Raw genomic sequence first — 25,464 nt, 5'->3', positions numbered from 1 at the left:
AATCCTCCTTAATAGTACAATAATTACATTCTACAACAGAGATTGTTTTAAAACTGATTAACTTTATAAATTAATTTAAAGGAGATTATTATGTTCGACAAAAATGATTTTGATGTCTTCAATGATAATACCTTGTCTGGTCGCTTAGAGTTGATAAGACAACAGTTGGATCCAAAATTTGAAATATTTGGAAATAAATTGCTTGATAGACTGGAACAAGAGTATGATCAAAAATTTTATTTAAAAATTGCTAAGCATCAGAGGCGGACTAAGAATCCGCCCCCAGATACCTGGTTGGCTATCAACTTGGATAAGCGAGGCTACAAAAAGGCACCACATATTGAACTAGGATTGTGGCCGGATAGATATTTTGTAACCTTTAGTCTCTTAGCTGATGCATACAATCGTTCAGAATATTATCGTTTGATCGATATGTGGGGTGAGCAGGTAAGGGCCAATGACTGGTTAGTATCCAACGATCATACTGTGGCTACAATGAAGTCTGCTGATAATTATGAATTGATCGTAAAACGGTATTCAACCGTCAAGTCGAGTGATTTTGTAATTGGATTCAATTTATTGAAAGATTCGGATCAAGTGAGCCAAGGTAATTATGATGACTTACTATTTGATCATTTTATCGAACTGAGTAAGTTTATGGTAGAAGCAAACAAAGAGGTTGCGGATTAATTCGCAGCCTCTTTGTTTTGTTAAATAAAAAAACATCCACACGAGGTGAATGTTTCGACGAATATTAAAGAATTTGGTTGTAGTATTCAACAATTAGTGATTCATCAATATTTGGTTCTAGTTCGTCACGTTCTGGAACACGTACTAGAGAACCTGTCATTGTGTCTTCGTCAAATGTAACAAAACCAGGACGACCAACAACGTTTTCAAGGTTAGCCTTAACAATAGCTAAGTCCTTTGATTTTTCACGAAGGCTGATCTTTTGACCAATTTGAACTTCGTATGATGGAATATCAACACGTTTGCCATCAACAGTGATGTGACCGTGGTTTACAAGTTGACGAGCTTGTGGACGTGAACTTGCAAGACCTAGTCTATAAACCATGTTGTCAAGACGTGATTCAAGAAGAACCATCAAGTTAACACCGTGGATACCGTCAATCTTACCAGCGCGCAAGAATAAGTTACGGAATTGACGTTCGTTCACGTCATACATGAAACGTAATTTTTGCTTTTCTGTTAATTGTTGACCGTATTCTGAAATCTTACGACGACTGTTTGGTCCATGTTGACCAGGAGCGTAGTTACGACGAGCGATTTCCTTACCTGTACCTGAAAGTGAGATTCCTAAACGACGTGATAATTTCCAACGAGGTCCTGTATATCTAGACATAAATAAATTCCTCCAAAATTTTGTATGGAGTAAAATAATTAACAAGAGTTTAACATTCGTGCAGTTACCGCTACAATTTTCACCACATGCAGCCGTGGGTTACTAATTGAACAAATATGTCGTTAACTGTTGACGTTCTTGCCGCTCTTTGCTGCATATTTTACACAAAGGATAGTGTAACGTGTCTAACAAACAAAGTCAAAAGATTTTTTGAGTATAATAATTAAAACTTTATTATGAAAGACTATTAAAATAAATAGTAAGGTTGTTCTCTGGTATAATTCAAGTTATATGATATCTAATCATCATTAGGGGTGTAAAAGTGTCGACAATTATTATTGGAATAATTATTTTGATCTTAGTCTTCCTATGGTACATGTGGTTTCTACAAAAGAAAAACGCAGGTATGCTTAATTCTTACAAGGATCGTGCCGATGAATTAAAGGAAGATAGACTGAATAGTAAATTAAAAGAAATAGAGAAAATGAAGCTGGCGGGTGCCAGTCGTGATCAATTCAGTAGCTTAAAGTCTGATTATCAAGAACAGCTGAATGATGTCTATCCAGAAATATTACGCCAAATACGTGGCGCTGAGTATAAAAATACGCAATTCAAAGTTTTTGGTTCATCTAAGGTGCTGAAGCAAGTCGATCAGTCACTTGATGATATGAAGAACAAATTGGATAATATTTCTGAAGAATTAGCTGAGCTATCGAAGAGTGACGAATTGAATGCCACCCAAAGTGAAGCTTTACAACAAACATATGAAGATTTGCGCAAAAATATTTTGACGCAATCTTTTAAGTATGGAGCCGCGGATGATAAATTGGAAGGCGAGTTAACTGAAATCGCTGGACTGTTGGATAAAGAATCCCAGCTTACTGACAAGGGTGATCATATTGAAGCCAGTCAATACTTAGATGATGTCAAAATCAAATTAGGTTTGATTACTGATCAACTCAAAGTTATCGAACCTTTATATCATGAATTGAGCGAAGTTTTTCCTGGTCAAGTTGAAGAGATCAATTCTGTCCATCAAAAACTCGTAAATCAAAAGTTCAACTTTGAAGAAGATATTGAATCATCAATAAATGAAGTTGAAACTAATATAGACTTGGCTAATTCAGAGTTAGGTGAGTTGAATTTTGATTACGTGAATAATATTAATGAAGAAATACGTCAAAGTATCGATCATTTGTATGACACGCTGACGGTTGAGATTGATGCAAAACGAAACGTCTTGAAACAACAAAGACCAGTTTTGGATTATATAAATCATGCGAAGTTTCAACACAATCGCTTGGATAGCCGAGTTCATAAATTATCTAATAATTATATCTTAGCTGAAAATGATACTAAAAAATTCAGAGAGAACCTCGTTTCATTGAACGATATTCGTGGTAGATTTGATCAAGATGTGCAAGATATTGCTGATAAGAATGCAATCTTTTCGCAAACTGAGACTGATTTCAAGTCAATTGTTAAGCAACTAGATGATATCGAATTGAGCGAGAAATCGATCAATGATAACTTTAACGAGATGATTTCTAGTGAAAAAATCGCTCGTGAGAGTGTTGATAAGTATGCTAATCGTTTAGAGATCCAAAAGAAAATTGTTGAACAATTGCGTTTGAATGGTTTACCAGATGATTATTTGGATTATTTTTATATGGTTTATGATGAGATAACTAAATTATATAACGAGTTGGATGCTGAACGAATCAACATGGAAGATATCAGTAAGCAAGTTATCGTCACGCAAGAGGACTTGGAAAATCTCGTCCAAAAAACAACGGACTTGAAGATGAATGTGCGTCTAGCTGAAAAATTACTTCAATACGCTAATAGATATGCCAACAAAGATGCGGAGTTCGCCGATCAGTTGATCAAAGCCCGAGCTTTGTTTGATGATGATTATGATTACAGTAAGTCAGTAGAGACGATTTCAGAGGCTTTGGAACGTGTCGAAGCTGGTTCCGTTGAGAGAATAAAAGAAACAATTAATGCATAATTTTATGATTTGCGTTATCTTATAAGATAGTAAAAAAAATGAGGCCTTTGAGGCCTTTTTATTTTGGTGGGAAAAATATGATTTATTTTGATAATAGTGCAACAACAAAAATTGAGGAGTCAGTCCTCAAAACATACAATGCAGCTAGCTTGAATTACTTTGGTAATCCTTCTAGTTTGCATAAATTAGGTTTGAAGGCATATGAATTACTTGAGACGTCACGTAAACAAATTGCTGAATTGATGGGATTCAAACCTTATGAAGTAGTCTTCACGAGTGGTGGAACTGAGGGTAATAATTGGATCATCAAAGGAACCGCCTTTAAGAAACGTGAATTCGGCAAACATATCATTACAACCTCGATCGAACATCCTTCAGTGATGAATTCCATGCGTCAGCTTGAAGAATTAGGCTACGATGTAACTTACTTACCAGTTAATAAAACAGGTCATGTTAGTGCACAGGATTTGAAGAATGCTATCAGAGATGATACTATTTTGGTCTCGACGATGGCTGTTAATAATGAAATCGGCTCGATTCAACCAATTCATGAGATAGCTCGTGTTTTGGATGATTATCCCAATATTAGTTATCATGTTGACGGTACACAAGCTATTGGTAAGGATATTGAAGATAAGTTCATTGATCCACGTGTGGATTTTTATACATTTTCTGGACATAAGTTCCATGCACCACGCGGTATTGGTTTTATTTATATGAAAGCTGGCAAGCAGTTAGAACCACTTATGGCTGGTGGTGGTCAAGAGAAGAATCTTAGAAGTGGTACAGAAAACACACCTGCTATCGCTGCTATGGCTAGAGCTTTGCGTCTATTAAAGGAAGATGAAGCACAGAAGGCTAAGAAGATGTCTGAGCTAAAGACAGAATTGATCGAACATCTACAAAGTTTACCTAACACACATATCTTCTCAAAGACGACTGATGATTTTGCACCACATATTATTTGCTTCACTATTGATGGAGTTCGTGGTGAAACAGTAGTTCATACTTTCGAAGATCGTGATATCTTTATTTCTACGACCAGTGCTTGTTCGTCCAAAAAAGGTGTGGAATCAGGCACTCTAAAGGCTATGAGCACACCAGAAAAAGTCGCTACAAGTGCAGTTCGTGTAAGTTTAGACGAAAATAACACGGAAGCCGAAATGAAAGAATTTATTAAAAATTTGGATGAAATTCATGAGCATTTCCAAATCTTGAATTAGAAATAGGAGAATTTAATGGAATACACTGAGATAATGGTTCGCTACGGAGAACTATCAACTAAGGGTAAGAATCGTAAGAGCTTCATAGACCGTCTGCATGGTAATGTTGCTAAGGTTCTTAAAGACTACCCGGATTTAATTATGAAACCACATCGTGACCGTTTGCATATTCAGCTTAATGGTGAAGATGCACAACCTATCATGGAAAAACTAAAAAACGTTTTTGGAATTCAAACTTTCTCATTGAGCGTTAAAGTTTCAAAGGATTTTGAGGATGTAAAAGCTAAGGCCGTCGAAATGATGCACGAAGCATATAAGCCGGGGATGAGCTTCAAGGTTGGAACTAAGCGGGCTGATCATAGTTACGAATTAGATACTAACCAAATCAACTTGCAACTTGGAGATGCCATCTGTGATGAGTTTCCAGAGATAGATGTTGAGATGAAGCGCCCTGACATCAAGATCTCAGTTGAAGTGCGTCAAGATGCGATCTATCTATCATACTTGACTATCAAGGGATCTGGTGGCTTGCCAGTTGGTACAGCTGGAAAAGCTATGTTGATGCTTTCTGGCGGAATTGATTCACCAGTAGCAGGTTATTTAGCTATGAAGCGTGGAGTTGATATTGAAATGGTTCATTTCTTCAGCCCACCATATACCTCCGAACAAGCTTTAAACAAAGCTAAGGAATTAACCAGCAAATTGACAGTATTCGGTGGCAACATCAAGTTTATCGAAGTACCATTTGCTGAAATTCAAGAAACGATCAAAGCATCAGTTCCAGAAGGATACTTGATGACGATTCAACGTCGTTTTATGTTGAGATTGACGGATCTATTGCGTGAAAAAGAACATGGTTTAGCAATCTTCAATGGTGAAGCTGTTGGTCAAGTGGCTTCACAAACTTTGGAGAGTATGGCTGCTATCAATGACGTTACAACTACGCCGATTTTGCGTCCAGTCGCAACTATGGATAAGACGGAAATAATCAGTTTGGCTGAAAAAATCGATACATTCAATTTGTCGATTCAACCATTTGAGGACTGTTGTACAGTCTTCGCTCCACCAAGTCCTAAAACAAGACCTAATATCGAGAAGACTAGAAAGTTTGAAAGTTCGCTTGATATCGATGGTTTGATCGAACGTTCATTGGCTGGAGTTAAAATCACAACTATTGAACATGGTGACCGTTTTATGGAACAAGACCAGGAAGATATCAGCAGTCTGTTATAAAATTATAATTGACGTTTTGTGAAATATGTTTTATTATCATACCAACAGCTTTGAGCAGGAGTTTTAAATTAGCTGACTTTAGAGAGTGCATGTTTGCTGAGAATTGCATAGTCAAAAAATTTAATTGTTGTCTGTGAGCTATCAAAAAATTTGATCGGGCCACCGTTATCTGTTGAGTGGAAAGTCTATCATTAGACTTTCAATTTAGGTGGTACCGCGAGCATTCGTCCTATTATTAGGATGGGTGCTTTTTTATTTGGAGGAAAGTTTATGAGAGAAATCGACATGGATACAAAATATAATCCTAAAGAAGTCGAAGAAGGTCGTTATCAAGCATGGCTTGATGAAGATGTCTTCAAACCTTCTGGTGATAAAAAAGCAAAACCTTATTCAATCGTTATCCCACCACCCAATGTTACTGGTAAGTTGCACTTGGGTCATGCATGGGATACTACAATTCAAGACACATTGATTCGTTACAAGCGTATGCAAGGTTACGATACTTTGTACTTACCAGGAATGGACCATGCTGGTATTGCTACACAAGCCAAAGTTGAAGCCAAGCTTCGTAAACAAGGGATTTCAAGACATGACCTTGGCCGTGAGAAGTTTGTTGAAGAAGTTTGGAAGTGGAAGGACGAGTTTGCTTCGATCATCAAATCACAATGGGGTAAATTAGGACTTTCATTGGATTATTCACGCGAAAGATTTACCTTGGATGAAGGTTTGTCAAAAGCCGTTCGTAAGGTTTTTGTTAATCTATACAACCAAGGCTTGATCTATCGTGGCGAGTACATCATCAACTGGGATCCTGAACTACAAACAGCCTTGTCGGATATTGAAGTTATCCATAAGGACGATAAAGGTGCTTTCTATCACGTTAAATATCCATATGCCGATGGCTCTGGTTATATCGAAATTGCTACAACACGTCCTGAAACGATGTTTGGTGATATCGCTATTGCGGTTAATCCTAGCGATGAGAGATATACTAACTTAATTGGTAAAGAAGTAATCGTTCCATTGGTTGATCGTAAGGTTCCAATCATCACTGACCACTACGTTGATAAGGACTTTGGTACTGGTATGGTTAAGATCACACCAGCCCATGACCCTAACGACTTCTTAGTTGGTAATCGTCATGATCTACAACGAATCAATACGATGAACGCTGACGGTACTATGAACGAAAATGCTGGTAAGTATAATGGCATGGATCGTTTCGATGCTCGTAAGGCTATCGTGAAGGACCTTGAAGATGGCGACTACATGCTAAATGTTGAACCAATCGTCCACAGTGTTGGTCATTCAGAACGTTCAGATGCACAAGTAGAACCTAGATTGTCTACACAATGGTTCGTTAAGATGAAGCCACTGGCTGAATTAGCTTTGAAGAACCAAGAGGGTGACAACAAAGTAAACTTCGTTCCAGAGCGTTTCGAGGAAACATTCAAGCAATGGATGGACAATGTTCATGATTGGGTAATTTCTCGACAACTATGGTGGGGACATCAAATTCCTGCTTGGTACAATAATGACACTGGCGAGATGTATGTTGGCGAAGATGCACCAAAGGATATCGAAAACTGGACTCAAGATAATGATGTTCTTGACACCTGGTTCTCCAGTGCTCTTTGGCCATTTTCAACAATGGGTTGGCCAGATGAAAATGCAGCTGACTTCAAACGTTATTTCCCAACTGATACGTTGGTAACTGGCTATGACATCATCTTCTTCTGGGTATCAAGAATGATTTTCCAAAGTCTGGAATTCACCAAAGACCGTCCATTCGAACACGTTGTTATTCATGGATTGATTCGTGATGAACAAGGTCGTAAAATGAGTAAGTCATTGGGTAATGGTATCGATCCAATGGATGTTATTAACAAATACGGTGCTGACGCTCTTCGCTGGTTCTTGATGAATGGATCAACACCTGGTCAAGATACACGTTTTAGTTATGACAAGATGGATTCCGCTTGGAACTTCATCAACAAGATCTGGAATGCCAGTCGTTTCGTTATCATGAATCTTGATGATAATACTCCAGCTATGGACGATTTGTCTGAAGTAACTCACTACGACCTATCAGACAAGTGGATCCTTGCCAAGTTGAACAGTACTGTCAATGAAGTAAATCGTTTGATGGCCAAATTTGAATTTGGTGAAGTCGGTCGTAACTTATACAACTTCATCTGGAATGATTTTTGTGACTGGTACATCGAAATGAGTAAGGCGACACTTACTGGTGAAGATGGGGATGCTAAAGATCAAAAGAGAATGATCCTAACTTATGTTTTGGACAAGATCCTCAGATTGATGCACCCAATTATGCCATTCGTTACTGAAAAGATCTGGCTATCAATGCCTCATAACGGCAAATCAATTTCATTAGCTGCATATCCTGAAAATCATGACGAATTCAGGAACGAAAAGGCCATGAATGATATGGATATTTTGATCGACTTGATCAAATCAGTTAGAAAGATTCGTCTTGAAGCTAATGCACCGCTGTCAAAAGCAGTTGATATATTGATCAAACCTCAAAATGATGAAATTAAACAAATTGTTTTGAATAACAAAGAATACGTTGATAGATTCTTGCATCCAAAAGAATTGAAAGTTGAAACTGATCTAGAAGCACCAGCATTAGCTATGACGGCAGTTACTAACGGAACTGAAGTTTATATTCCTTTGGCAGAATTGATCGATCTTGATGAAGAAATCGCTCGTCAAGAAGAAGAAGCTGCTAAAATGGACAAAGAAATCACTCGTTTAGATAAGAAGTTATCTAACCAGAATTTCGTAGCAAAGGCACCAGAAAAGGTTGTTGCAGAACAAAAAGAAAAGTTAGCTGATTATCAAGCTAAACAAGCAAAAATTCAACAACGTATTGACCAATTAAAAGCTAATAAATAGTTGAATAAAGGGGGGAAAGACATTTATTTGTCTTCCCTTTTTTGATTGATTGGAAGGAATAGCATGCTAAGTAATTATCAAGAAGCAGTGGATTATATTCATGCACTGCCTAAATTTCATCGAACAAATAAATTAGATCGAATTAAATCGGCACTCACTAAGTTAGGTGATCCGCAAAACGACTATTCTACGATACACGTGACGGGCACCAATGGTAAGGGTAGCGTTTGTAATTATTTGTCCAACTTATTGGAAGCGAGTGGACAAAAGGTAGGGATGTTCACTTCTCCGTTCATCAAGGTATTTAACGAACGGATTCAGATCAACCATCAAATGATCAGTGACCAGGATTTGTTGGAGCTAGTTAATAAAATTATCGATACTATTGGTGAGAATACACTGTCTGAATTTGAATTTGTTACTTGTCTTGGCTTCTTGTACTTCAAGGATCGAGTGGACGTAGCGATTATTGAAGTTGGTATTGGTGCCGAGCACGATAAGACTAATGTTATCAATCCAGATGTATCTGTTATTACATCTATTGCGATGGATCATGAGCAATTGATCGGACCTAGTATTCAAGATATAGCTATTGAAAAGTCTGGAATAATCAAACCAAACACACCTTTAGTTACGGGGTATTTGCAGGATGAGGTTAGAACAGTTATTTTGGATCATGCTCAAGAGATGAATAGTTCAGTTCATGAGTACGGGCATAATTTAACGATCAGCCATCTTCGTATCAAAAATTTAGAAATGAACTTTAAATTTCAAAATGTTGATGTTGAATTAACTGGAATTGAAAAAACCACGGCGATGAATGCCGCAATCGCCATTCAAACATTTATTTGTTTCCAAGAAAAGCATCATAATATTTTTGATCTGAAAGAGATAGTTCAGAAGATCGACAGCAAAAAAATTCTTGCAAGATTACAAATTGTCCAAAAAAAACCACTGATTATCCTTGATGGAGCACATAATCTAGCTGCAATTAATAATTTAATTAAATCTTTAATAACAAATGAGCCTAATAAAGATATAATTACCTTGTATGCTGGAATGAAAGATAAGGATCGAAATGATATTTTAGATTTCTTAACTAGCAACACTAAGAGAGTTTATGTAACAAGTTTGAATATGCCGCGTGCGGCAAAAGCTATTGATTATGATTTTTCAAAATATCATAATGTGACCTATGTTGAGGATCATTTCCAATTTTTAGATGATTTAACCAGTTCATTAAACAATGAGGAGATTTTATTGGTTACAGGATCTTTTTATTTGGTTTCAGAGTTAGAGCATTATTTTTCGTAATTTATTATATGATGGTAAACTTACGAGAAAGAATCACAAAAAATGGTATTAAATCACTAGATACAAAGGAACTCATTGCAGTTATATTAGGCAATGGTGTTCAAGGACAAAATGTAATTGAATTAGCTGATAAGATAGTATTTGAATCACAGAATTTGAATTTAGACATGGAACGATTGTTAACTCATAGAGGAATTGGTATAGCTCAAGCTTGTAAGATTTTAGCGGCGTTTGAGCTAGGACAGAGAAAATTAGAAGCCGATTCCCTTCTGAATCAAGTTGTTGACATGTCAGATTTAAGTCGACATTTAATAAAAAAAATCGGTAATTCACCACAAGAAAAACTAATAGCTGTTTATTTGGATAATAACTATCATGTGATAGCTGAAAAAATAATTTTTATTGGCACAATAGACGCTGCAACTGTCCATCCTAGAGATATCATTCGTGAAAGTCTTTATGTTTCCGCCACTCAGATCGTGATTGCACATAATCATCCGAGTGGTAGGAGGCAACCATCCGAAAATGATAAAAATTTTTCTTTAAGGTTATTGAAATGTTGCCAGCTAATGGGAATAAACTTGATCGACCATCTCATTGTTGCCAAAAATTCCTATTCAAGTATGAAATTACAAAAATTTATTTAGGTATGTCATTGGACTACTTTAAATTGACCTTTTGTATGATATAATTTTGGGTAGCGTAAAATGTGGTGTGTACTTTAAAGGAGAGAATATAAATTGTTTGGTATTGGATCAAAAAAATTAGGTATAGACTTGGGAACTGCTAATACTCTTGTTTATGCTGAAGGTAAAGGCATCGTTTTAAACGAGCCATCAGTCGTTGCAAAGAACAATAATACTGGAGATATCGTTGCTGTTGGTTCCGATGCTCGTGAGATGATCGGTCGTACACCAGGTAGTATTTCAGCCATTCGTCCTATGAGAGATGGTGTTATTGCTGATTACGATACAACAGCTGCAATGATGAAATACTTCATCGAAAAAGCTGCTGGAAACTCAAAACCATCAGTTATGGTTTGTGTGCCAAGTGGCGTTACTGAAGTTGAAAAGAGAGCTGTCATTGAAGCTACTCAGCATGCGGGTGCTAGAGAAGCTTATGTGATCGAAGAACCATTTGCTGCAGCTATCGGTGCTGGACTTCCAGTTATGGATCCAACAGGTAACATGGTCGTAGATATCGGTGGTGGTACTACTGATGTTGCTACTATTTCACTTGGTGGTATCGTTTCATCACGTTCGATTCGAGTTGCCGGTGATAAGTTTGATGAGTCTATCTCAGCTTATATTAAGACTAACTTTAACCTACAAATCGGTGAAAGAACTGCTGAAGATGTTAAAATTCAAGTTGGTTCAGCCTCAATCGAGAAGGCTAAGGAACTTGAAACCATGCAAATTCGTGGTAGAGACTTAGTTACAGGTCTGCCAAAGACCATTCAATTGACCGGTGAAGACATTGCCACGGCTATTCATGAAGATGTTCAAGAAATCATTGAAACTATCAAAGAAACTCTTGAAGAAACATCTCCCGAAATCGCAGCCGATGTAATTGATCACGGTATTGTACTTACTGGTGGTGGAGCATTGTTACATCATTTGCCAGAAGTAATTTCTGAAGCAACTGGAGTACCTGTATTCATTGCTCAAGACCCACTAGATTGTGTAGCCATCGGTACTGGAGAATCACTTAAAAATATCGATGTAATGCGTCGTCAAAAATAAGCGGGTTTAACCCGTTTTTTTTGTTTACTGTAGGAGGAAGCAATGCAAAAGTTTTTTTCAAACAAAAAGTTAATTATTCTAATGGTAATTCTTATCGTGACTTTTGGACTTTTAGCGGTAACTGTAAATATTCGAGACAACAAAGAGACTCCTCCTGCCGTTCAGCAAGTAGGGAATGATGTTGTCAGTATCGTTGGTGGAGTATTTGCGTATCCAACTAATGCTGTAAAGAATGCTTCTTCAGAGTTTTCTGACTTATACAATACGTATACAGAAAATAAGCATTTGAAGGCCAGAATCGACGACTTGGCTCAAAACCAAGTAAAACTAAAAGTTGTTCAAGACGAAAATAAAAAGTTAAAACAAGAATTGAAATTAAATAGCACACTAACAGATTATTCAACCATTAATGCGTCAGTTTTGTCACGATCACCAAGTAGTTGGCAGAGTTATTTGACGATTAATCGTGGTTCTTCTAGTGGTTTGAAGAAGAACATGCCGGTTATGTCAGGTAAGGGATTGATTGGACGTATTATTGAAGTTGATAAAGTCAGTTCTAAGGTTGAATTGATCTCAACTAATAATGAACTGAATGATAAGTTTGCCTCTGAAATTTTAGATGACAATAACAATGCCATTACTGGTGTTGTTAGTCGTTATGATAGTTCATCCGGTAAGTTGGTTATGGAAAATGTCAACTCAACTAAAGGTATCAAAAAAGGTCAACGAATTATTACCTCTGGATTAGGTGGTAGAACTCCTCGAGGATTGTACATCGGTAAAGTTTATGGAATTAAAAAAGACAATTATGGTATGACTAATTCCGTATATATAACTCCAGCAGCTGAGCTAAGAAACTTTACAGTTGTGACTGTTATCAAGTCATCGGTAAGTGGTGAAAAATAATGGAAATCAAAACTCGGAAGATCGTTGGACAAGTCATATTTTTGCTGCTGACATTTTATCTGGACGGTCTAGTGAAGTGGGCTTTCTTAAACAATATGAACACTGGCGATTTCATGATATTGCCACAAGTCATGTTGATGGCGATCGTATTACTAACAATGAGGATAGATAATCGTCGTCATATTTTAATATACGGTATAGTGTTTGGTTTGATGTATGATTCGTACTATTACGGCATCATTGGACTGTATACCATACTTTTACCACTTATGATGGTGGGTATCGATCACTTCAAATACTTGTTTGTAAAAGCAAATATCGGTTATGAGTTATCAATTTATTTCTTGGCTCTGACATTTTTACAATCAGGGATTTATGTGTTAGAAAGATTGCTTCAACAAACTGGCACCAATACTTTAGATTTTATAACTTATGTATTAGGACCAACCTTACTTTGGAATATGATAGCTTTCTTTATTTTCTATATTCCTTTAGCAAATCTTAGTGACTGGTTGGTTAAATATAGGAGGGAAAGTAAATGAGTAACGTCACTCTTAAAGGTAGTAAAGAGGGATTTGTTGTAATCATTAATGATGAGAGTGACTTCCAACAAGCACTAAAAGACTTGAAAGAACTGATTCTTAAACAAAACATCGGATCTACTGATGATGATGTTATTCAATTTACTATCAAAACTGGTAACAGGTTACTGACTGCTGAACAGATCAAAGAAGTAAAAAAAACTTTTACTGATTATCCTCAAATTGAAATAAAAGATATTATTTCTGAGGTACAATCAAAAGTCGAAGTTTCTGAATTGTTGAAGTCTAGCAAGATGAATGTTGAAACGGGAATCGTTCGAAGTGGTCAAAAGTTGAGCTTTGAGGGAGATGTCTTGTTTTTGGGTGTGCTTCATGAGGGCGCTCAAATCAGCACTGATGGTTCGATCTACGTCTTGGGACGTGTTAACGGAATTGTTCAAGCGGGATATCCTGATAATACTAGTGCAGTTATTTTTGGTGATTTGAGAAATGCCGCGCAGTTACGTATCGCGGATGTTATTGAGATCATCACGGATGATAATTCTGATAAATTACAAAGTCATCAGTTTGCTTACATTGATGACATGCATTCAATCAGCTTAGATGATTTGGAAGATTACAAAGAGGTCATGAGTAATTCTAGAAAAGGGACGGTTTAGTTATGGGGATATCTATTGTTATAACGTCTGGTAAAGGCGGCGTTGGCAAAACTACAACTACCGCTAATATTAGTTCCGTCTTAGCAAGTCTTGGGAAAAAAGTCTGTATGGTGGATCTTGATATTGGACTTAGAAATTTAGATGCTGTCTTGGGTTTAACGAATCGCATTGTTTATGACATTGTTGATGTAGCTCAAAACAGAGTGGTTTTATCACAAGCATTAGTTCGTGATCCTAGATTTGAAGACAATTTGTATTTATTAGCGGCTTCACAATTTGCGGACAAGTATGTACTGGATCAAGATTCAGTGAGAAGGATCATTACTTATTTAAAGCAGAGATTTGATTTTGTTATGATCGATTGTCCAGCGGGAATTGAATACGGCTTCCAAAATGCTGTTACAGTCGCCGATGGGGCGATTGTCGTCACAAACCCTGAACTCGCATCCGTCAGTGACGCTGATAGAGTGGTTGGAATCCTAGAAAGCATGAACATGCCGATAACTCCACATTTGATCATCAATCGTGTTCGTAAGAATATGATCAACGAAGGAACTTCGATGCGAATCGACGATATTGTTAATCACTTGCGGATACCATTATTAGGCGTCGTTGTCGATGAAGATGAAGTTATTGCAGCATCTAATTCGGGTAGAACAGTTATTTCTGATAAGCACAGTGATGCCGGTCATAGTTATCGGAATATAGCTCATCGAATGTTAGGTGAGAATATTCCGTTAGATATGTTCAATGATCAAAAAAAGACTGGTTTTTTCAGCAGAGTATTTGGTAGAAAAAAATAATAATGGTATAATGCTGTTAAATTAAATAGTCAACACAGGGGGAGCCTTTGGCTGAGAGTGATTAAAATCAGACCCTTTAAACCTGTTATGCTAATACATGCGTAGGAATAGTGTTGTTCAAGTAAACAAAAACTCGAACTCTCTTGTGATGACTTAATCAGAAGGGAGTTTTTTGTGTGGCAAAAGCATTATCAAGAAACAATAATTTAGTAGTATTGACGGAGGGAGCGATTATCGTCGCGGCCGCTCAGGCTTTATCCTTCGTACCGCATGATTTGGGAGTTTCTTCAATCCAAGTTGAATATGGATTGATTCCCATGGCGGTCTATGCATTAAGAAGAGGACTAAAGCCAGGATTACTTGCAGGCTTGGTCTGGGGATTGCTAGATTTGCTTCTCAAAGGTTTTAGTAGTGGGGGATTTTTAAATCCACTGCAAGGATTAGTAGAATATCCATTAGCCTTTGCGGCAGTTGGTTTAGTTGGACTAGGTAGTTATCGTGTCAAACGCCAGATTGAGAATGACAAAAGTACATTAGGTTTGATCATCTTTTATTCCAGTATTGGATTCTTAGTCAAATACTTCTTGCACTTCATTGCTGGTGGTATTTACTGGGGTGCATATGCACCAAAGACGATGAACCCGTGGATTTATTCATTGGTCATCAATGGTGGTAGTTTCATCGCCAACATGATCATGTTGCTAGTAATATTGGTATTCTTGAATCGAGTATTCAAGAGATTCATTATTACGAGAGACTAAAAAAAGAGTGTGTAAGCAGGGATTTCATTCCCCACTTGCACACTCTTTTTTTTGTTATATAAAGCTCATTAATGATTCTAGGATAACTCCACCAATTGTAACTAAAATCATCAACCAGACAACAACTTGAGTAATTTTAGTTAAAGTGCTCTTAGGCTTTTTTTCGTCGTTCAAACGTTCCACCACCCAGTTAATATATATGTGAAATATTACTTCAGATAGGATAAATATGCAACATTTGTAGCCAAAAAATCATCAATAATAGAAAGTCCCCCACCATGATATATGCTGATAAATCAACTAATAAAACGTTTTAAATATATCAGTGTCATTTTTCACAATATCAAGTGGTTAATTGTGGTGATTTGTGGTAAATTAAGAAGTGTTAAATGATTGAGGTGAACTGTGGATGTTTATGGGAGAGTTTCATCACACCATTGATGATAAAGGCCGAATAATTATTCCCGCCAAATTCCGAAAGGAAATTGGTGATACCTTTGTGCTTACTCGTGGTATGGATGGATGCCTATTTGGATACTCCATGGATCAATGGGATAAACTTGAAGCTCAACTAGACAAGTTGCCCTTAACAAAAAAAGATGCACGTGCCTTTACTAGATTTTTTTATTCCGCTGCTGGCGAAATGGAATTCGACAAGCAAGGTCGTGTTAATTTATCCTCATCATTGATAGAATTTGCTAAATTAAAAAAGAACTGCGTGGTAGTTGGTGTGTCTGACCGAATCGAGATTTGGGATGAAGAAAGATGGAATGAGTTCAGCCAACAAGCCGAAGACAATTTTGAAGAGATATCGGAGAAAATGACAGATTTTGACTTCTAATGACTTTGTACATAAGACAGTATTATTAAAAGAAACCGTTGATGAGGTTAATCCCAGAGACAATGCCGTTTTTGTGGATGCTACTTTTGGTCGTGGTGGACATACTAAGGAACTTTTGAGCCGTATCAATAATAGTACTGTTTATGCTTTCGATCGTGATGAAGCCGCTATTAAAACGGGTGAACAAATTCAAAACGATCCCGAGGTCATAGGTACTAATAAATTGATACTGATTCGTGATAACTTTGAAAATATGCAGCCAAGATTAAATGACTTAGGAATAACTGAAGTCGATGGAATAGTTTATGATCTTGGTGTTTCTTCACCACAGTTTGATGATGCTGTTCGAGGCTTTAGTTATAAGAAAGAAGCCAGGCTAGATATGAGAATGGATCAACGTCAGGAATTAGACGCTGAAAAAATTGTCAATGACTGGTCCTATAACGAATTAGTAAGTATTTTTTATAAATATAGTGATGAAAAATTTTCGAAACAGATTGCTCGTTCAATTGAACGCATCAGAGCGGATCATCGGATAACATCCACACTGGAACTGGCTGATATAGTTAAAAATGCCATTCCTGCCGCAAGACGCCGTACTGGCGGGCATCCAGCCAAGAGAATTTTTCAAGCTATCAGAATTGCTGTTAATGATGAGCTTGGATCACTTGAGCAATCGTTGGCACAAGCAATTCAATTGTTAGCTCCGAATGGAAGAATCAGTGTCATTACTTTCCAATCAAAAGAAGACAGAATTGTAAAACATATTTTCAAAGAAAATTCAGAAGTTGATCTTCCTAGAGGTTTACCCGTAGTTCCAGATGACTTGAAGCCATTGTTAAAGCAAATTACAAGAAAACCAATTTTACCTAGTAAAGATGAATTAGAAAATAATAATCGTGCACATAGTGCCAAGTTACGTGTTGTCGAGAAGATTTAATTATGGAGAAAATTTATTATGAGAGAAAGTACAGCTAGAAATCTACCAAATTATGAAACAGAACAAACACAAACTAATCCAGCTGCTGCACCTAAGCCTGCGACTCATAAAGTAGCCCTTTCTAAATTAGAAACATCATTAGTTGTTGGACTAGGCCTTTTAACGTTGGCATTAATGGTTATGCTAGTTAGTATTAAGGTTTCTATGACTTCCGCTCAAAATGAATTGGATCATATCTCAACACAAATAACAGAAACAAATACAAACAACGTAAACTTACGTCAAGAGATTTCAGAGATGACGAGCTTTGATCGTTTATCATCTTTTGCTAAAAAACACAATCTAAAAATGAGCAACAAAAGCGTAAGGAACGTATCGAAATGAAATTTAGAAAAATTTTTAAAAATAAGGCAAGACGCAATCGCTATATCGTTGGTTTAATAATTATGATTGCATCTGCCCTTTTTTTGATTGTTTGCATATATCGATTAACGTCGATATCTACTCGTAAAGAATTTGATGGGGTCAACCTTGAACAACGTACGAAAATGAAATATGAACGGTCGTCAATAGTTAACGCCAAACGTGGCGATGTTTTAGATGCCAACGGTGATATGATTGCCGGAGATTCTACGATTTACAATATTTATGCTATTTTATCTAAGAAATCTAAGACTAGCGACGGAAAGGCAAACTATGTAACTGATAAGTCGAAGGTCGCTGAGACTTTGAGCAAGTATTTGCCACTCTCCAAAAAGGAGATTTTGAAATATTTAAATCCTGAAGATAAAAAAACGTACCAAGTTGAATTCGGGCAAGCAGGTCGCGGTCTGTCAATTGAGATGAAGAATAAAATTGAAAGTAAGAAATTGACGGGTATAGACTTTGTTGAGTTACCATCAAGATCTTATCCGAACGGTATTTTTGCTACTAATTTGGTTGGTATTACTAAGGCTGATAACGCAAATGACATTAATAGTAATATTAGTGGCGTTATGGGTGTTGAAAAATATTTCAATAAATTACTAACTGGGAAGAACGGTAAAAGGATCAAAAAAGTTGATTCCAATGGAAATGAATTGCCCGGGTCGCAAATAATTGAAAAAAGTTCAGTCGACGGTTCGAATATTTACTTGACCTTGAATAGTAGAATTCAACAGTATGCTGAGATCTTGGCCCAAAATGTGGAGGACAATTATGCCCCTAAGAATCTTCAGATCTTAGTAATGAATGCCAAAACGGGTGCGATTGAAGCTGCTACTCAACGACCAACTTTCAATCCTACTACTGGTAAGGGATTGACCGATAGTTGGCGTGACACTTTAGTTGAAGATCAATATGAACCGGGATCGGTCATGAAAATTCTAACGTTATCTGCAGCGATTGATTCTGGCAACTACAACGCAAATGAATTGTACAAATCCGGATCAGTTGAAGTTGGTGGCAGGACGGTCAGCGATTGGAATAATGCTGGTTGGGGATATATCCCTATTTCCGAGGCCTTCCCACGTTCATCGAACGTTGGAATGGTTAATTTGGAAGAAAAAATGGGTTCGAAAACTTGGATGAACTATATGAAAAAATTCCATATCGGTGATAAAACCGGTGTAGATCTTCCAGGCGAGGTCTCAGGAAGCATCTCTTATCAACATGAGAGTGATCAGGCTATGACTTCATTTGGTCAGAGTGTGAACGTCAATGCAATGCAAATGTTACAGGCCTTTTCAGCTATTGCTAATGATGGTCAGATGATCAAGCCACAAATCATTCAAAAAATCGTTGATCCTACAACGGGTAAGACGACTAAGAAGTACAAACGTACCGTAGTAGGGACTCCGATCAAAGCAAGTACGGCTAAAAAAGTGCAAAAGGCGATGCGTCAAGTCGTTACTAAGGATTATGGTACTGGTATAGTCTATAATATCCCAAACGTCAAAGTTGGAGTTAAAACTGGTACGGCTCAAATTGCGTCACCAAGTGGTGGTTATTTGACAGGAAATAACAATTATATTTTCTCAGTTGCAGGAATGATACCGTATAATGATCCGAATTACATAGTGTATATCACAATGCAACAACCTCAACAGATGACAGAATCACCAGAAAAAATCCTGTCGGAAGTATTTAATCCGTTAGTTAAACGATTAGTCAGCCAAGGTAAGGAAGCAACTAGTACCGCCGATGCAGGCAATCAATATGTAAGTATTCCAAGTTTGCTGAATGACACTACTGAACAAGCTACTAAGGAAATTAAAAAAATGGGCTTACAAACTGGTATCATTGGTACTGGGAGTAAAGTTGTCCAACAACTTCCTGCCAGTGGAGAAAAAGTTATGCCTGGCCAAAGAATCGTCTTACTAACTAATGGAGCGATGACCATGCCAGACTTGACTGGCTGGTCTAAGAATGATGTGATGAAATTTGCTGAAGTCACTGGTGTACAGCTTACGACCAAGGGAGATGGATATGTCACAAAACAATCCATTGAAAAGGGCCACGTGATTAGTGACAGTGGTAAAATTGAGGTTACATTAAAAAATAAATAAATCTTTAAATGATTAAGGGGATTTTTATGGAATTAAGTAATATTGTTATAGATATCGCTAGTGCCGCAGCAATCGTTGCTATATTAATGCCCTTTCTTATTGGCTATCTAATAGCACATAAGGAAGGTCAGTCAATTCGTGAAGAAGGACCAAAGTGGCACGAAAAAAAATCAGGTACACCTACGATGGGTGGTATTTTAATAATATTAGCAACAGCTGTTACAAGTCTTTGGGTCGGAGCTTGGCAAGGGCAACTGACTCACTCACTACTAATCACAACTTTTGTTATTTTTATTTATGGTTGTATCGGATTTATTGATGACTTCATCAAAGTCTTTAAGAAGCGCAATCTTGGTTTGAAAGCATTGCAAAAATTGATTTTACAAATAATCGTTGCTGCGATTTTTCTATTAGTGTATAACAACGATCAATTACCGATGAATTTTTCCATTCCGGGGTTGTTTTCAATTGATTCAGCCGTAATTTTTGTTTCATTTACTATTTTTTGGCTAGTAGGATTCTCAAACGCAACTAATTTAACTGATGGACTTGATGGCCTACTGGGTGGTTTAGGAACTATCTCTTATGCAACCTATGGTTATATTTCCCTATATCAGAACCGAATCGATCTAGCCATTATCTGTTTTGCCGTTGTCGGTGCTCTGTTGGCATTTTTAGTATTTAATCACAAACCTGCAAAAATCTTTATGGGGGATGTTGGTTCACTTGCTTTAGGTGCTGGTTTAGCAGCAATATCGATTTTATTAGGTAGATACTGGTCATTACTATTGATCGGCTTGGTTTATGTTGTTGAAACAGCCAGCGTGATGTTACAGGTCTTCTCATTCAAAGTCTTCCATCGAAGAATCTTCAAGATGACACCGATTCACCATCACTTTGAAATACTTGGTTGGAATGAATGGAAAGTGGATATCGTATTTTGGATCGTAGGAATTATTTGTTCAGGAATCTATTTAATCTTATTTATGTAGGAAGTCAGTTATGAAAACAGAAAGTGAATATTCAAATAAAAAAATATTAGTGTTAGGGCTTGCAAAAAGCGGTTACGCAGTCGCAAAATTACTAGACAAAATCAACTCTGAAGTAACAGTTGTTGACTCAAATCCTCTTGAAGGTAACGATGAGGCTCAACAACTTATTGATGACGGTTTCAAAGTGATAACCGGTAGCAATGATGCTGAATTAGTCGATACTTCTTATGACTTTGTCGTGAAAAATCCCGGAATCCCTTATTCCAATGAATTGATCAAACATGCGCAAGAAATTGGTGTGCCTGTGATAACAGAACCTGAAATTGCTTATAGTTGTTCTGATGCGACGATGGTTGCTGTTACAGGAACAAATGGTAAAACGACCGTAACAACGTTGATTCAATTGATGCTTGCTCATTCGGATAAGTTTGCCAAATCATATTATGCTGGTAACATAGGTATACCAATTTCAGATGTGATTCAAAAGGCAACTGCAAAAGATGTTGTTGTAACTGAACTTTCAAGTTTTCAATTAGAAGGAACGATCGACTTACATCCACATGTAGCCGTATTGAATAACATATATTCTACTCATTTGGATTTTCACGGAACACGCGAAAATTATATTAAAGCTAAGATGCATATTACTAAAAACCAAACTAACGACGATATCTTCGTGGTCAATTGGAACACTGAAGAATGGCGTGATTTGGCAAAGCAATCCAAAGCTATTATCAAACCATTTTCAGATGAACAAGAACTAACCGATGGAGCATATGCGAAGGATGACAAGATTTATTACAACCAAGAATTCGTAATGGATGCAGATGATATTCAAGTTCCCGGTGAACACAATGTTCAAAATGCTCTAGCAGCCATCAACGTTGCTAAGTTGTTCAACGTAAGTAATGCGGACATTATTGAAGTCTTGACGTCATTCAGAGGTGTTAAACACCGTATACAGTACGTAGATAAGTTAAATGGCAGAAAGTTCTATAATGATTCAAAGGCTACGAATACTGAAGCAACTATCGTTGCCTTGAGTGCATTTAAACAACCAATCGTCTTGATTGCTGGTGGATTGGATCGTGGTAATGGGTTCGATGAATTAGTTCCGTATTTGAAGGGAAAAGTCAAAAATATCATTCTCTATGGTCAAACTGCTGATAAGATGGTAGATGCAGCTGAAAAGGCTAAAATTAGCAATATCACAAAAGTAGATAATCTAAAAGAAGCTGTTCCAGAGGCTTATCGTCAAAGTAGTGAGGGAGAGGTTATTTTACTTTCACCTGCTGCAGCAAGTTGGGATCAATTCGATACCTTCGAACAACGCGGAGACCAATATATTGATGAGGTCGAAGCATTAAAAGGAGAAAATTAATGAGTAAACTACGAGTTATAGTCTCCGGTGGTGGTACTGGTGGTCATATCTATCCTGCAATGGCATTAATCAAGCGTTTAAAGGAACGTGAGATGATTGATGATGTTTTATACGTTGGTACCGAAAAGGGACTAGAGAGCAAAATAGTCAAGCAAGCGGGCATCCAGTTTGAAACAATCGAAATTAAAGGATTCAAACGGAAATTGACATTTGAAAATGTCAAGGTCATGCAGTTATTCTTATCTAGTGTGGGTAAGTCTAAAAAGATCGTTAGGGATTTTAAACCCGATATTGTCATTGGAACAGGCGGATATGTTTCCAGTGCGGTAGTCTATGCGGCTCATCGCTTACACGTACCAACTATTATCCACGAGCAGAATTCTATTGCTGGAGTTACCAATAAATTTTTAGGACATTTTGTTGATCGAATTGCTATCGCCTTCAAGGAAGCACAAGATCAATTTTCAGAAAAACGAAAAATTGTCTTTACTGGTAATCCTCGCGCTCAAGAGGCAGTCGGAATTCAACCCAATGACCGTTTGAGGGAATTTGATTTGAAACCCGGCATACCGACCGTGATGATATTCGGAGGTTCGCGTGGTGCCACACCGATCAATAAGGCAGCAATCAGTGCTCTGAATGATTTTTCCAATGCAGACTATCAAGTGCTATTCGTCACCGGCCGAGTACATTATGACGATGTAATTAAAAAAATTGACGAAAGTCTCCGAAACAGCGAAAATATCTCTGTATTACCATATATCGACAATATGCCTGAGATTTTGCCGGATATTAATTTGATAGTTGGTAGAAGTGGAGCAACAAGCATTGCAGAGATCACAGCGTTAGGAATTCCATCGATTTTCATTCCTAGTCCATATGTCACACATGATCATCAGACTAAGAATGCGATGTCGGTTGCGAAAAATGGTGCTGCAAAGGTAATACCAGAATCGGAATTGACAGCTGAAGGGTTGTTTAAAGAAATAAATAAGATTATGAGTAACAAGGACATTCAAGAGCAAATGTCAGAAGCATCAAAGAAAGCCGGAGTACCAGATGCTTCTGATCGATTGATCAAAGTTATGACTAGTCTAGTAAATAAATGATGTTGAGGTTTTGCAATGGCAAAGAAAAGGAAAAGTAATGTTAAGAATATAGTTATTTTTTTCATCGCCATTGTTATTATCTTCATAGCATATCTGGGGTCACCTCTGAGCAAAGTTCGTAATATCACCGTTACAGGAGTTAACGATCTAGGTGCACAACAGGTGATCGATGCAACTAAGATAAACGATAATAAATTATTGATGAGCGTTTTCTTCGAAAAGAAATCGATCATCAAGCGCACTGAAAAAAAGTTGCCCTCTGTTAAAAACGTCTCGTTTGGAACTAATAATTTGCGAGATTTAACAATACACGTAACTGAGTATCAGACACTGGGCTTGATTTATAAAAAAGGTTATTATTATCGGATAATTGACGATGGACGAATTATTGACCAAAAATTAAAGGCACCCATCGGTAATTATCCGATATATAGCGGATTTAATAGTAATAATAAACTAAAAAAAATATCAAATATATATAAAGAATTAAATGATAATGTTAAAACTAATGTTTCGGAATTTTATAATTCCCCAACTAAATTGAATCCATATCGTATCAAAATTGATATGAATGATGGCAACAAGGTTGTGGCGGATATCCGGACCGTTCAGGCAAAAATGAAGTATTATCCGGGTATCGCTTCACAGATGAAACAGAAAGGTGTCATCAATCTTGAAGTAGGTGCGTATTCTTATCCATTTAAAGATAAGAAATAGGTTTAATATACTCATTTTTGTGTTAAAATTTTCTAATGAATAGATTTTTTTTCTAGGTAAGGGAGGCTGCCACGATTAATGGACAATTCTGAATTTTTTGTAGGTCTAGACATAGGTACCAATTCAATCAAAGTAGTGGTTGCTGAATCGTCAGGAGACAAAGTAAGTGTCGTTGGCGTTGGAAGCGAGAGATCTGAAGGGGTCAACCGTGGCGTTATAGTCGATATCGACAAAGCCGCAGGTGCGATTCAAAAGGCTATTAAGAAGGCTGAGACTCAGGCAAATATAACGATCCGTGACGTTGTAGTGGCAATATCCGCTAACATGTTACAAATCGAAAAATGTCAGGGTATGATCGCCGTTGGTACTGAATCAAAAGAGATAAACGAAAACGATGTAAGACAAGTTATGGCAGCAGCCATGGTTCAAAACTTACCTAGTGAACGTGAAGTAGTTTCATTGATTCCAAAGCAGTTTTCAGTAGACGGATTCAACAACATTCGTGACCCAAGAGGTATGATCGGCGTCCGTTTGGAGATGAAGGGTCTAATTTATACTGCTCCAAAAACTATTGTTCATAACACTAAAAAAGCTATCCAACAAGCGGGATTAAATATTACTCATAAAGTCATATCACCGATGGCATTAAGCCAAGTTGTACTAGACGACGGCGAAAGTGATTTTGGTGCGGTGATTATTGATATGGGTGCTGGCCAGACAACAGCTTCAGTCGTGCATGATAATAATTTAAAACTTTCAACAGTTGATTTTGAAGGTGGCGATTACGTTACGCACGATATTTCAGTAGTCTTGAATACGACTATCGAAAATGCTAATCAGCTAAAACTCTATTATGGTAACGCTGATTCAACAGATGCTTCAACCGAAGAAAATGTTAGCGTTGAAGTAGTCGGTCAAAACGAACCTGAAGCAATATCTGAAGAGTATTTAGCAGAAATAATCGAAGCTAGATTAGAACAGATTTTTACTAGATTAAAGGATCCGCTAGAAGATGCAGGTGCACTATCATTACCCGGGGGAATTGTATTAACTGGTGGTGTGTCTGCCACTCCTAACATTGAAAAACTTGTTAGACAAGCTTTCAACGTCAAGGTCAAGAGCTATGTGCCATCACAAATGGGAATGCGTCATCCGTCGTATTCATTAGGTCTAGGGTTGGTTACATACGCATCCAGATTAAATGATATTGGAATTATTGCTGATAACGTAGTAAACGGTGCAGCTATTAGCTTGAAAAAATCAGCTCCCCAACAACAAACAGTACAGAAACAACCGAAAGTTCAACCAGAACCAAAGGCGCCTGAAGTGGAAACCGAGCCTAAAGAAACGGCTCAAGAACCTCGTCCTAAAAAAGGTAAAAAGCCTTCCAAATTTAAGGATTTCTGGAGCAAATTTTTCGATTAAACATTAATTATTAATATAAAAGTAAAAGTAGTAGGAG

Annotated in this window: 24 protein-coding genes, 1 riboswitch and 1 other annotated feature; of the genes, 22 read left to right on the top strand and 2 right to left on the bottom strand. The window is 37.2% G+C overall.

The window, feature by feature from the left end; genetic code table 11:
* Positions 1-90: 90 nt before the first annotated feature.
* Entirely contained in the window at positions 91-690 is a 600-nt protein-coding gene (locus tag AC27FM_RS02290) for a DUF1054 family protein (RefSeq protein ID WP_487085711.1), read from the top strand.
* A gap of 64 nt (positions 691-754) precedes the next feature.
* On the opposite strand, the gene rpsD is transcribed toward AC27FM_RS02290, so the two are convergent.
* Complete coding sequence (gene rpsD / locus AC27FM_RS02285) at positions 755-1,363, bottom strand: 30S ribosomal protein S4 (RefSeq protein ID WP_487085710.1); 609 nt, start codon at positions 1,361-1,363, stop codon at positions 755-757.
* A gap of 322 nt (positions 1,364-1,685) precedes the next feature.
* Between rpsD and AC27FM_RS02280 the strand changes: the two genes are divergently transcribed.
* The 12 genes from AC27FM_RS02280 to thiT all read left to right on the top strand — a co-directional run bounded on the left by AC27FM_RS02280 (position 1,686) and on the right by thiT (position 15,476).
* Positions 1,686-3,374 (top strand): septation ring formation regulator EzrA, encoded by a 1,689-nt coding sequence (locus AC27FM_RS02280; protein WP_487085709.1) that lies wholly within the window; start codon positions 1,686-1,688, stop codon positions 3,372-3,374.
* Positions 3,375-3,451: 77 nt separating this feature from the next.
* On the top strand, positions 3,452-4,597 hold the full coding sequence (locus AC27FM_RS02275) for a cysteine desulfurase family protein (RefSeq protein ID WP_487085708.1): 1,146 nt from the start codon (positions 3,452-3,454) through the stop codon (positions 4,595-4,597).
* 15 nt (positions 4,598-4,612) lie between these two features.
* The gene (thiI, locus tag AC27FM_RS02270) at positions 4,613-5,830 is read left to right on the top strand and encodes a tRNA uracil 4-sulfurtransferase ThiI (RefSeq protein WP_487085707.1); all 1,218 of its coding nucleotides are present in this window, start codon (positions 4,613-4,615) and stop codon (positions 5,828-5,830) included.
* 41 nt (positions 5,831-5,871) lie between these two features.
* Positions 5,872-6,065: a binding site (T-box leader), on the top strand.
* 35 nt (positions 6,066-6,100) lie between these two features.
* On the top strand, positions 6,101-8,749 hold the full coding sequence (locus AC27FM_RS02265) for a valine--tRNA ligase (protein WP_487085706.1): 2,649 nt from the start codon (positions 6,101-6,103) through the stop codon (positions 8,747-8,749).
* 63 nt (positions 8,750-8,812) lie between these two features.
* Positions 8,813-10,063 (top strand): bifunctional folylpolyglutamate synthase/dihydrofolate synthase, encoded by a 1,251-nt coding sequence (locus AC27FM_RS02260; protein ID WP_487085705.1) that lies wholly within the window; start codon positions 8,813-8,815, stop codon positions 10,061-10,063.
* A gap of 8 nt (positions 10,064-10,071) precedes the next feature.
* Positions 10,072-10,710 (top strand): RadC family protein, encoded by a 639-nt coding sequence (gene radC, locus AC27FM_RS02255; RefSeq protein WP_487085704.1) that lies wholly within the window; start codon positions 10,072-10,074, stop codon positions 10,708-10,710.
* 93 nt (positions 10,711-10,803) lie between these two features.
* Positions 10,804-11,805: a rod shape-determining protein gene (locus AC27FM_RS02250; RefSeq protein WP_487085703.1), complete on the top strand. Its 1,002-nt coding sequence runs from the start codon at positions 10,804-10,806 to the stop codon at positions 11,803-11,805.
* 42 nt (positions 11,806-11,847) lie between these two features.
* Complete coding sequence (mreC, locus tag AC27FM_RS02245) at positions 11,848-12,711, top strand: rod shape-determining protein MreC (protein ID WP_487085702.1); 864 nt, start codon at positions 11,848-11,850, stop codon at positions 12,709-12,711.
* Positions 12,711-13,253, top strand: coding sequence for a rod shape-determining protein MreD (gene mreD / locus AC27FM_RS02240; RefSeq protein WP_487085701.1), 543 nt, complete (start codon positions 12,711-12,713; stop codon positions 13,251-13,253). Before mreC ends, mreD begins: the two co-directional genes overlap by 1 nt.
* Positions 13,250-13,912 (top strand): septum site-determining protein MinC, encoded by a 663-nt coding sequence (locus AC27FM_RS02235; protein WP_487085700.1) that lies wholly within the window; start codon positions 13,250-13,252, stop codon positions 13,910-13,912. The genes mreD and AC27FM_RS02235 overlap by 4 nt, the downstream gene beginning before the upstream one ends.
* Positions 13,913-13,914: 2 nt before the next feature.
* Entirely contained in the window at positions 13,915-14,715 is an 801-nt protein-coding gene (minD, locus tag AC27FM_RS02230) for a septum site-determining protein MinD (RefSeq protein WP_487085699.1), read from the top strand.
* Positions 14,716-14,742: 27 nt separating this feature from the next.
* Positions 14,743-14,841, top strand: a riboswitch (TPP riboswitch).
* Between the two features lie 50 nt (positions 14,842-14,891).
* On the top strand, positions 14,892-15,476 hold the full coding sequence (gene thiT / locus AC27FM_RS02225) for an energy-coupled thiamine transporter ThiT (RefSeq protein WP_487085698.1): 585 nt from the start codon (positions 14,892-14,894) through the stop codon (positions 15,474-15,476).
* Positions 15,477-15,530: 54 nt separating this feature from the next.
* Here thiT and AC27FM_RS02220 read toward each other — a convergent pair whose 3' ends face one another.
* Complete coding sequence (locus AC27FM_RS02220; RefSeq protein WP_487085697.1) at positions 15,531-15,650, bottom strand: DUF4044 domain-containing protein; 120 nt, start codon at positions 15,648-15,650, stop codon at positions 15,531-15,533.
* A gap of 235 nt (positions 15,651-15,885) precedes the next feature.
* Between AC27FM_RS02220 and mraZ the strand changes: the two genes are divergently transcribed.
* The 9 genes from mraZ (at position 15,886) to ftsA (ending at position 25,427) form a co-directional block, all read left to right on the top strand.
* Positions 15,886-16,317 carry a division/cell wall cluster transcriptional repressor MraZ gene (mraZ, locus tag AC27FM_RS02215; protein ID WP_487085696.1) on the top strand — a complete coding sequence of 144 codons (432 nt, stop codon included), beginning with the start codon at positions 15,886-15,888 and terminating at the stop codon, positions 16,315-16,317.
* Positions 16,307-17,257: a 16S rRNA (cytosine(1402)-N(4))-methyltransferase RsmH gene (rsmH, locus tag AC27FM_RS02210; protein ID WP_487085695.1), complete on the top strand. Its 951-nt coding sequence runs from the start codon at positions 16,307-16,309 to the stop codon at positions 17,255-17,257. Before mraZ ends, rsmH begins: the two co-directional genes overlap by 11 nt.
* A gap of 18 nt (positions 17,258-17,275) precedes the next feature.
* The gene (gene ftsL, locus AC27FM_RS02205) at positions 17,276-17,641 is read left to right on the top strand and encodes a cell division protein FtsL (protein ID WP_487085694.1); all 366 of its coding nucleotides are present in this window, start codon (positions 17,276-17,278) and stop codon (positions 17,639-17,641) included.
* Positions 17,638-19,803 carry a penicillin-binding transpeptidase domain-containing protein gene (locus AC27FM_RS02200; protein WP_487085693.1) on the top strand — a complete coding sequence of 722 codons (2,166 nt, stop codon included), beginning with the start codon at positions 17,638-17,640 and terminating at the stop codon, positions 19,801-19,803. Before ftsL ends, AC27FM_RS02200 begins: the two co-directional genes overlap by 4 nt.
* A 26-nt stretch (positions 19,804-19,829) precedes the next feature.
* Positions 19,830-20,795 (top strand): phospho-N-acetylmuramoyl-pentapeptide-transferase, encoded by a 966-nt coding sequence (gene mraY / locus AC27FM_RS02195; RefSeq protein WP_487085692.1) that lies wholly within the window; start codon positions 19,830-19,832, stop codon positions 20,793-20,795.
* Positions 20,796-20,805: 10 nt separating this feature from the next.
* Positions 20,806-22,176 carry a UDP-N-acetylmuramoyl-L-alanine--D-glutamate ligase gene (murD, locus tag AC27FM_RS02190; protein ID WP_487085691.1) on the top strand — a complete coding sequence of 457 codons (1,371 nt, stop codon included), beginning with the start codon at positions 20,806-20,808 and terminating at the stop codon, positions 22,174-22,176.
* Complete coding sequence (gene murG, locus AC27FM_RS02185) at positions 22,176-23,285, top strand: undecaprenyldiphospho-muramoylpentapeptide beta-N-acetylglucosaminyltransferase (RefSeq protein WP_487085690.1); 1,110 nt, start codon at positions 22,176-22,178, stop codon at positions 23,283-23,285. The genes murD and murG overlap by 1 nt, the downstream gene beginning before the upstream one ends.
* A 15-nt stretch (positions 23,286-23,300) precedes the next feature.
* Positions 23,301-24,002, top strand: coding sequence for a cell division protein FtsQ/DivIB (locus AC27FM_RS02180; RefSeq protein ID WP_487085689.1), 702 nt, complete (start codon positions 23,301-23,303; stop codon positions 24,000-24,002).
* Between the two features lie 78 nt (positions 24,003-24,080).
* Complete coding sequence (ftsA, locus tag AC27FM_RS02175; RefSeq protein WP_487085688.1) at positions 24,081-25,427, top strand: cell division protein FtsA; 1,347 nt, start codon at positions 24,081-24,083, stop codon at positions 25,425-25,427.
* Positions 25,428-25,464 lie beyond the last annotated feature (37 nt).

The organism is Companilactobacillus sp. y65-5, assembly GCF_057541095.1.
This window is presented reverse-complemented; position numbering and strand designations above follow the sequence as displayed.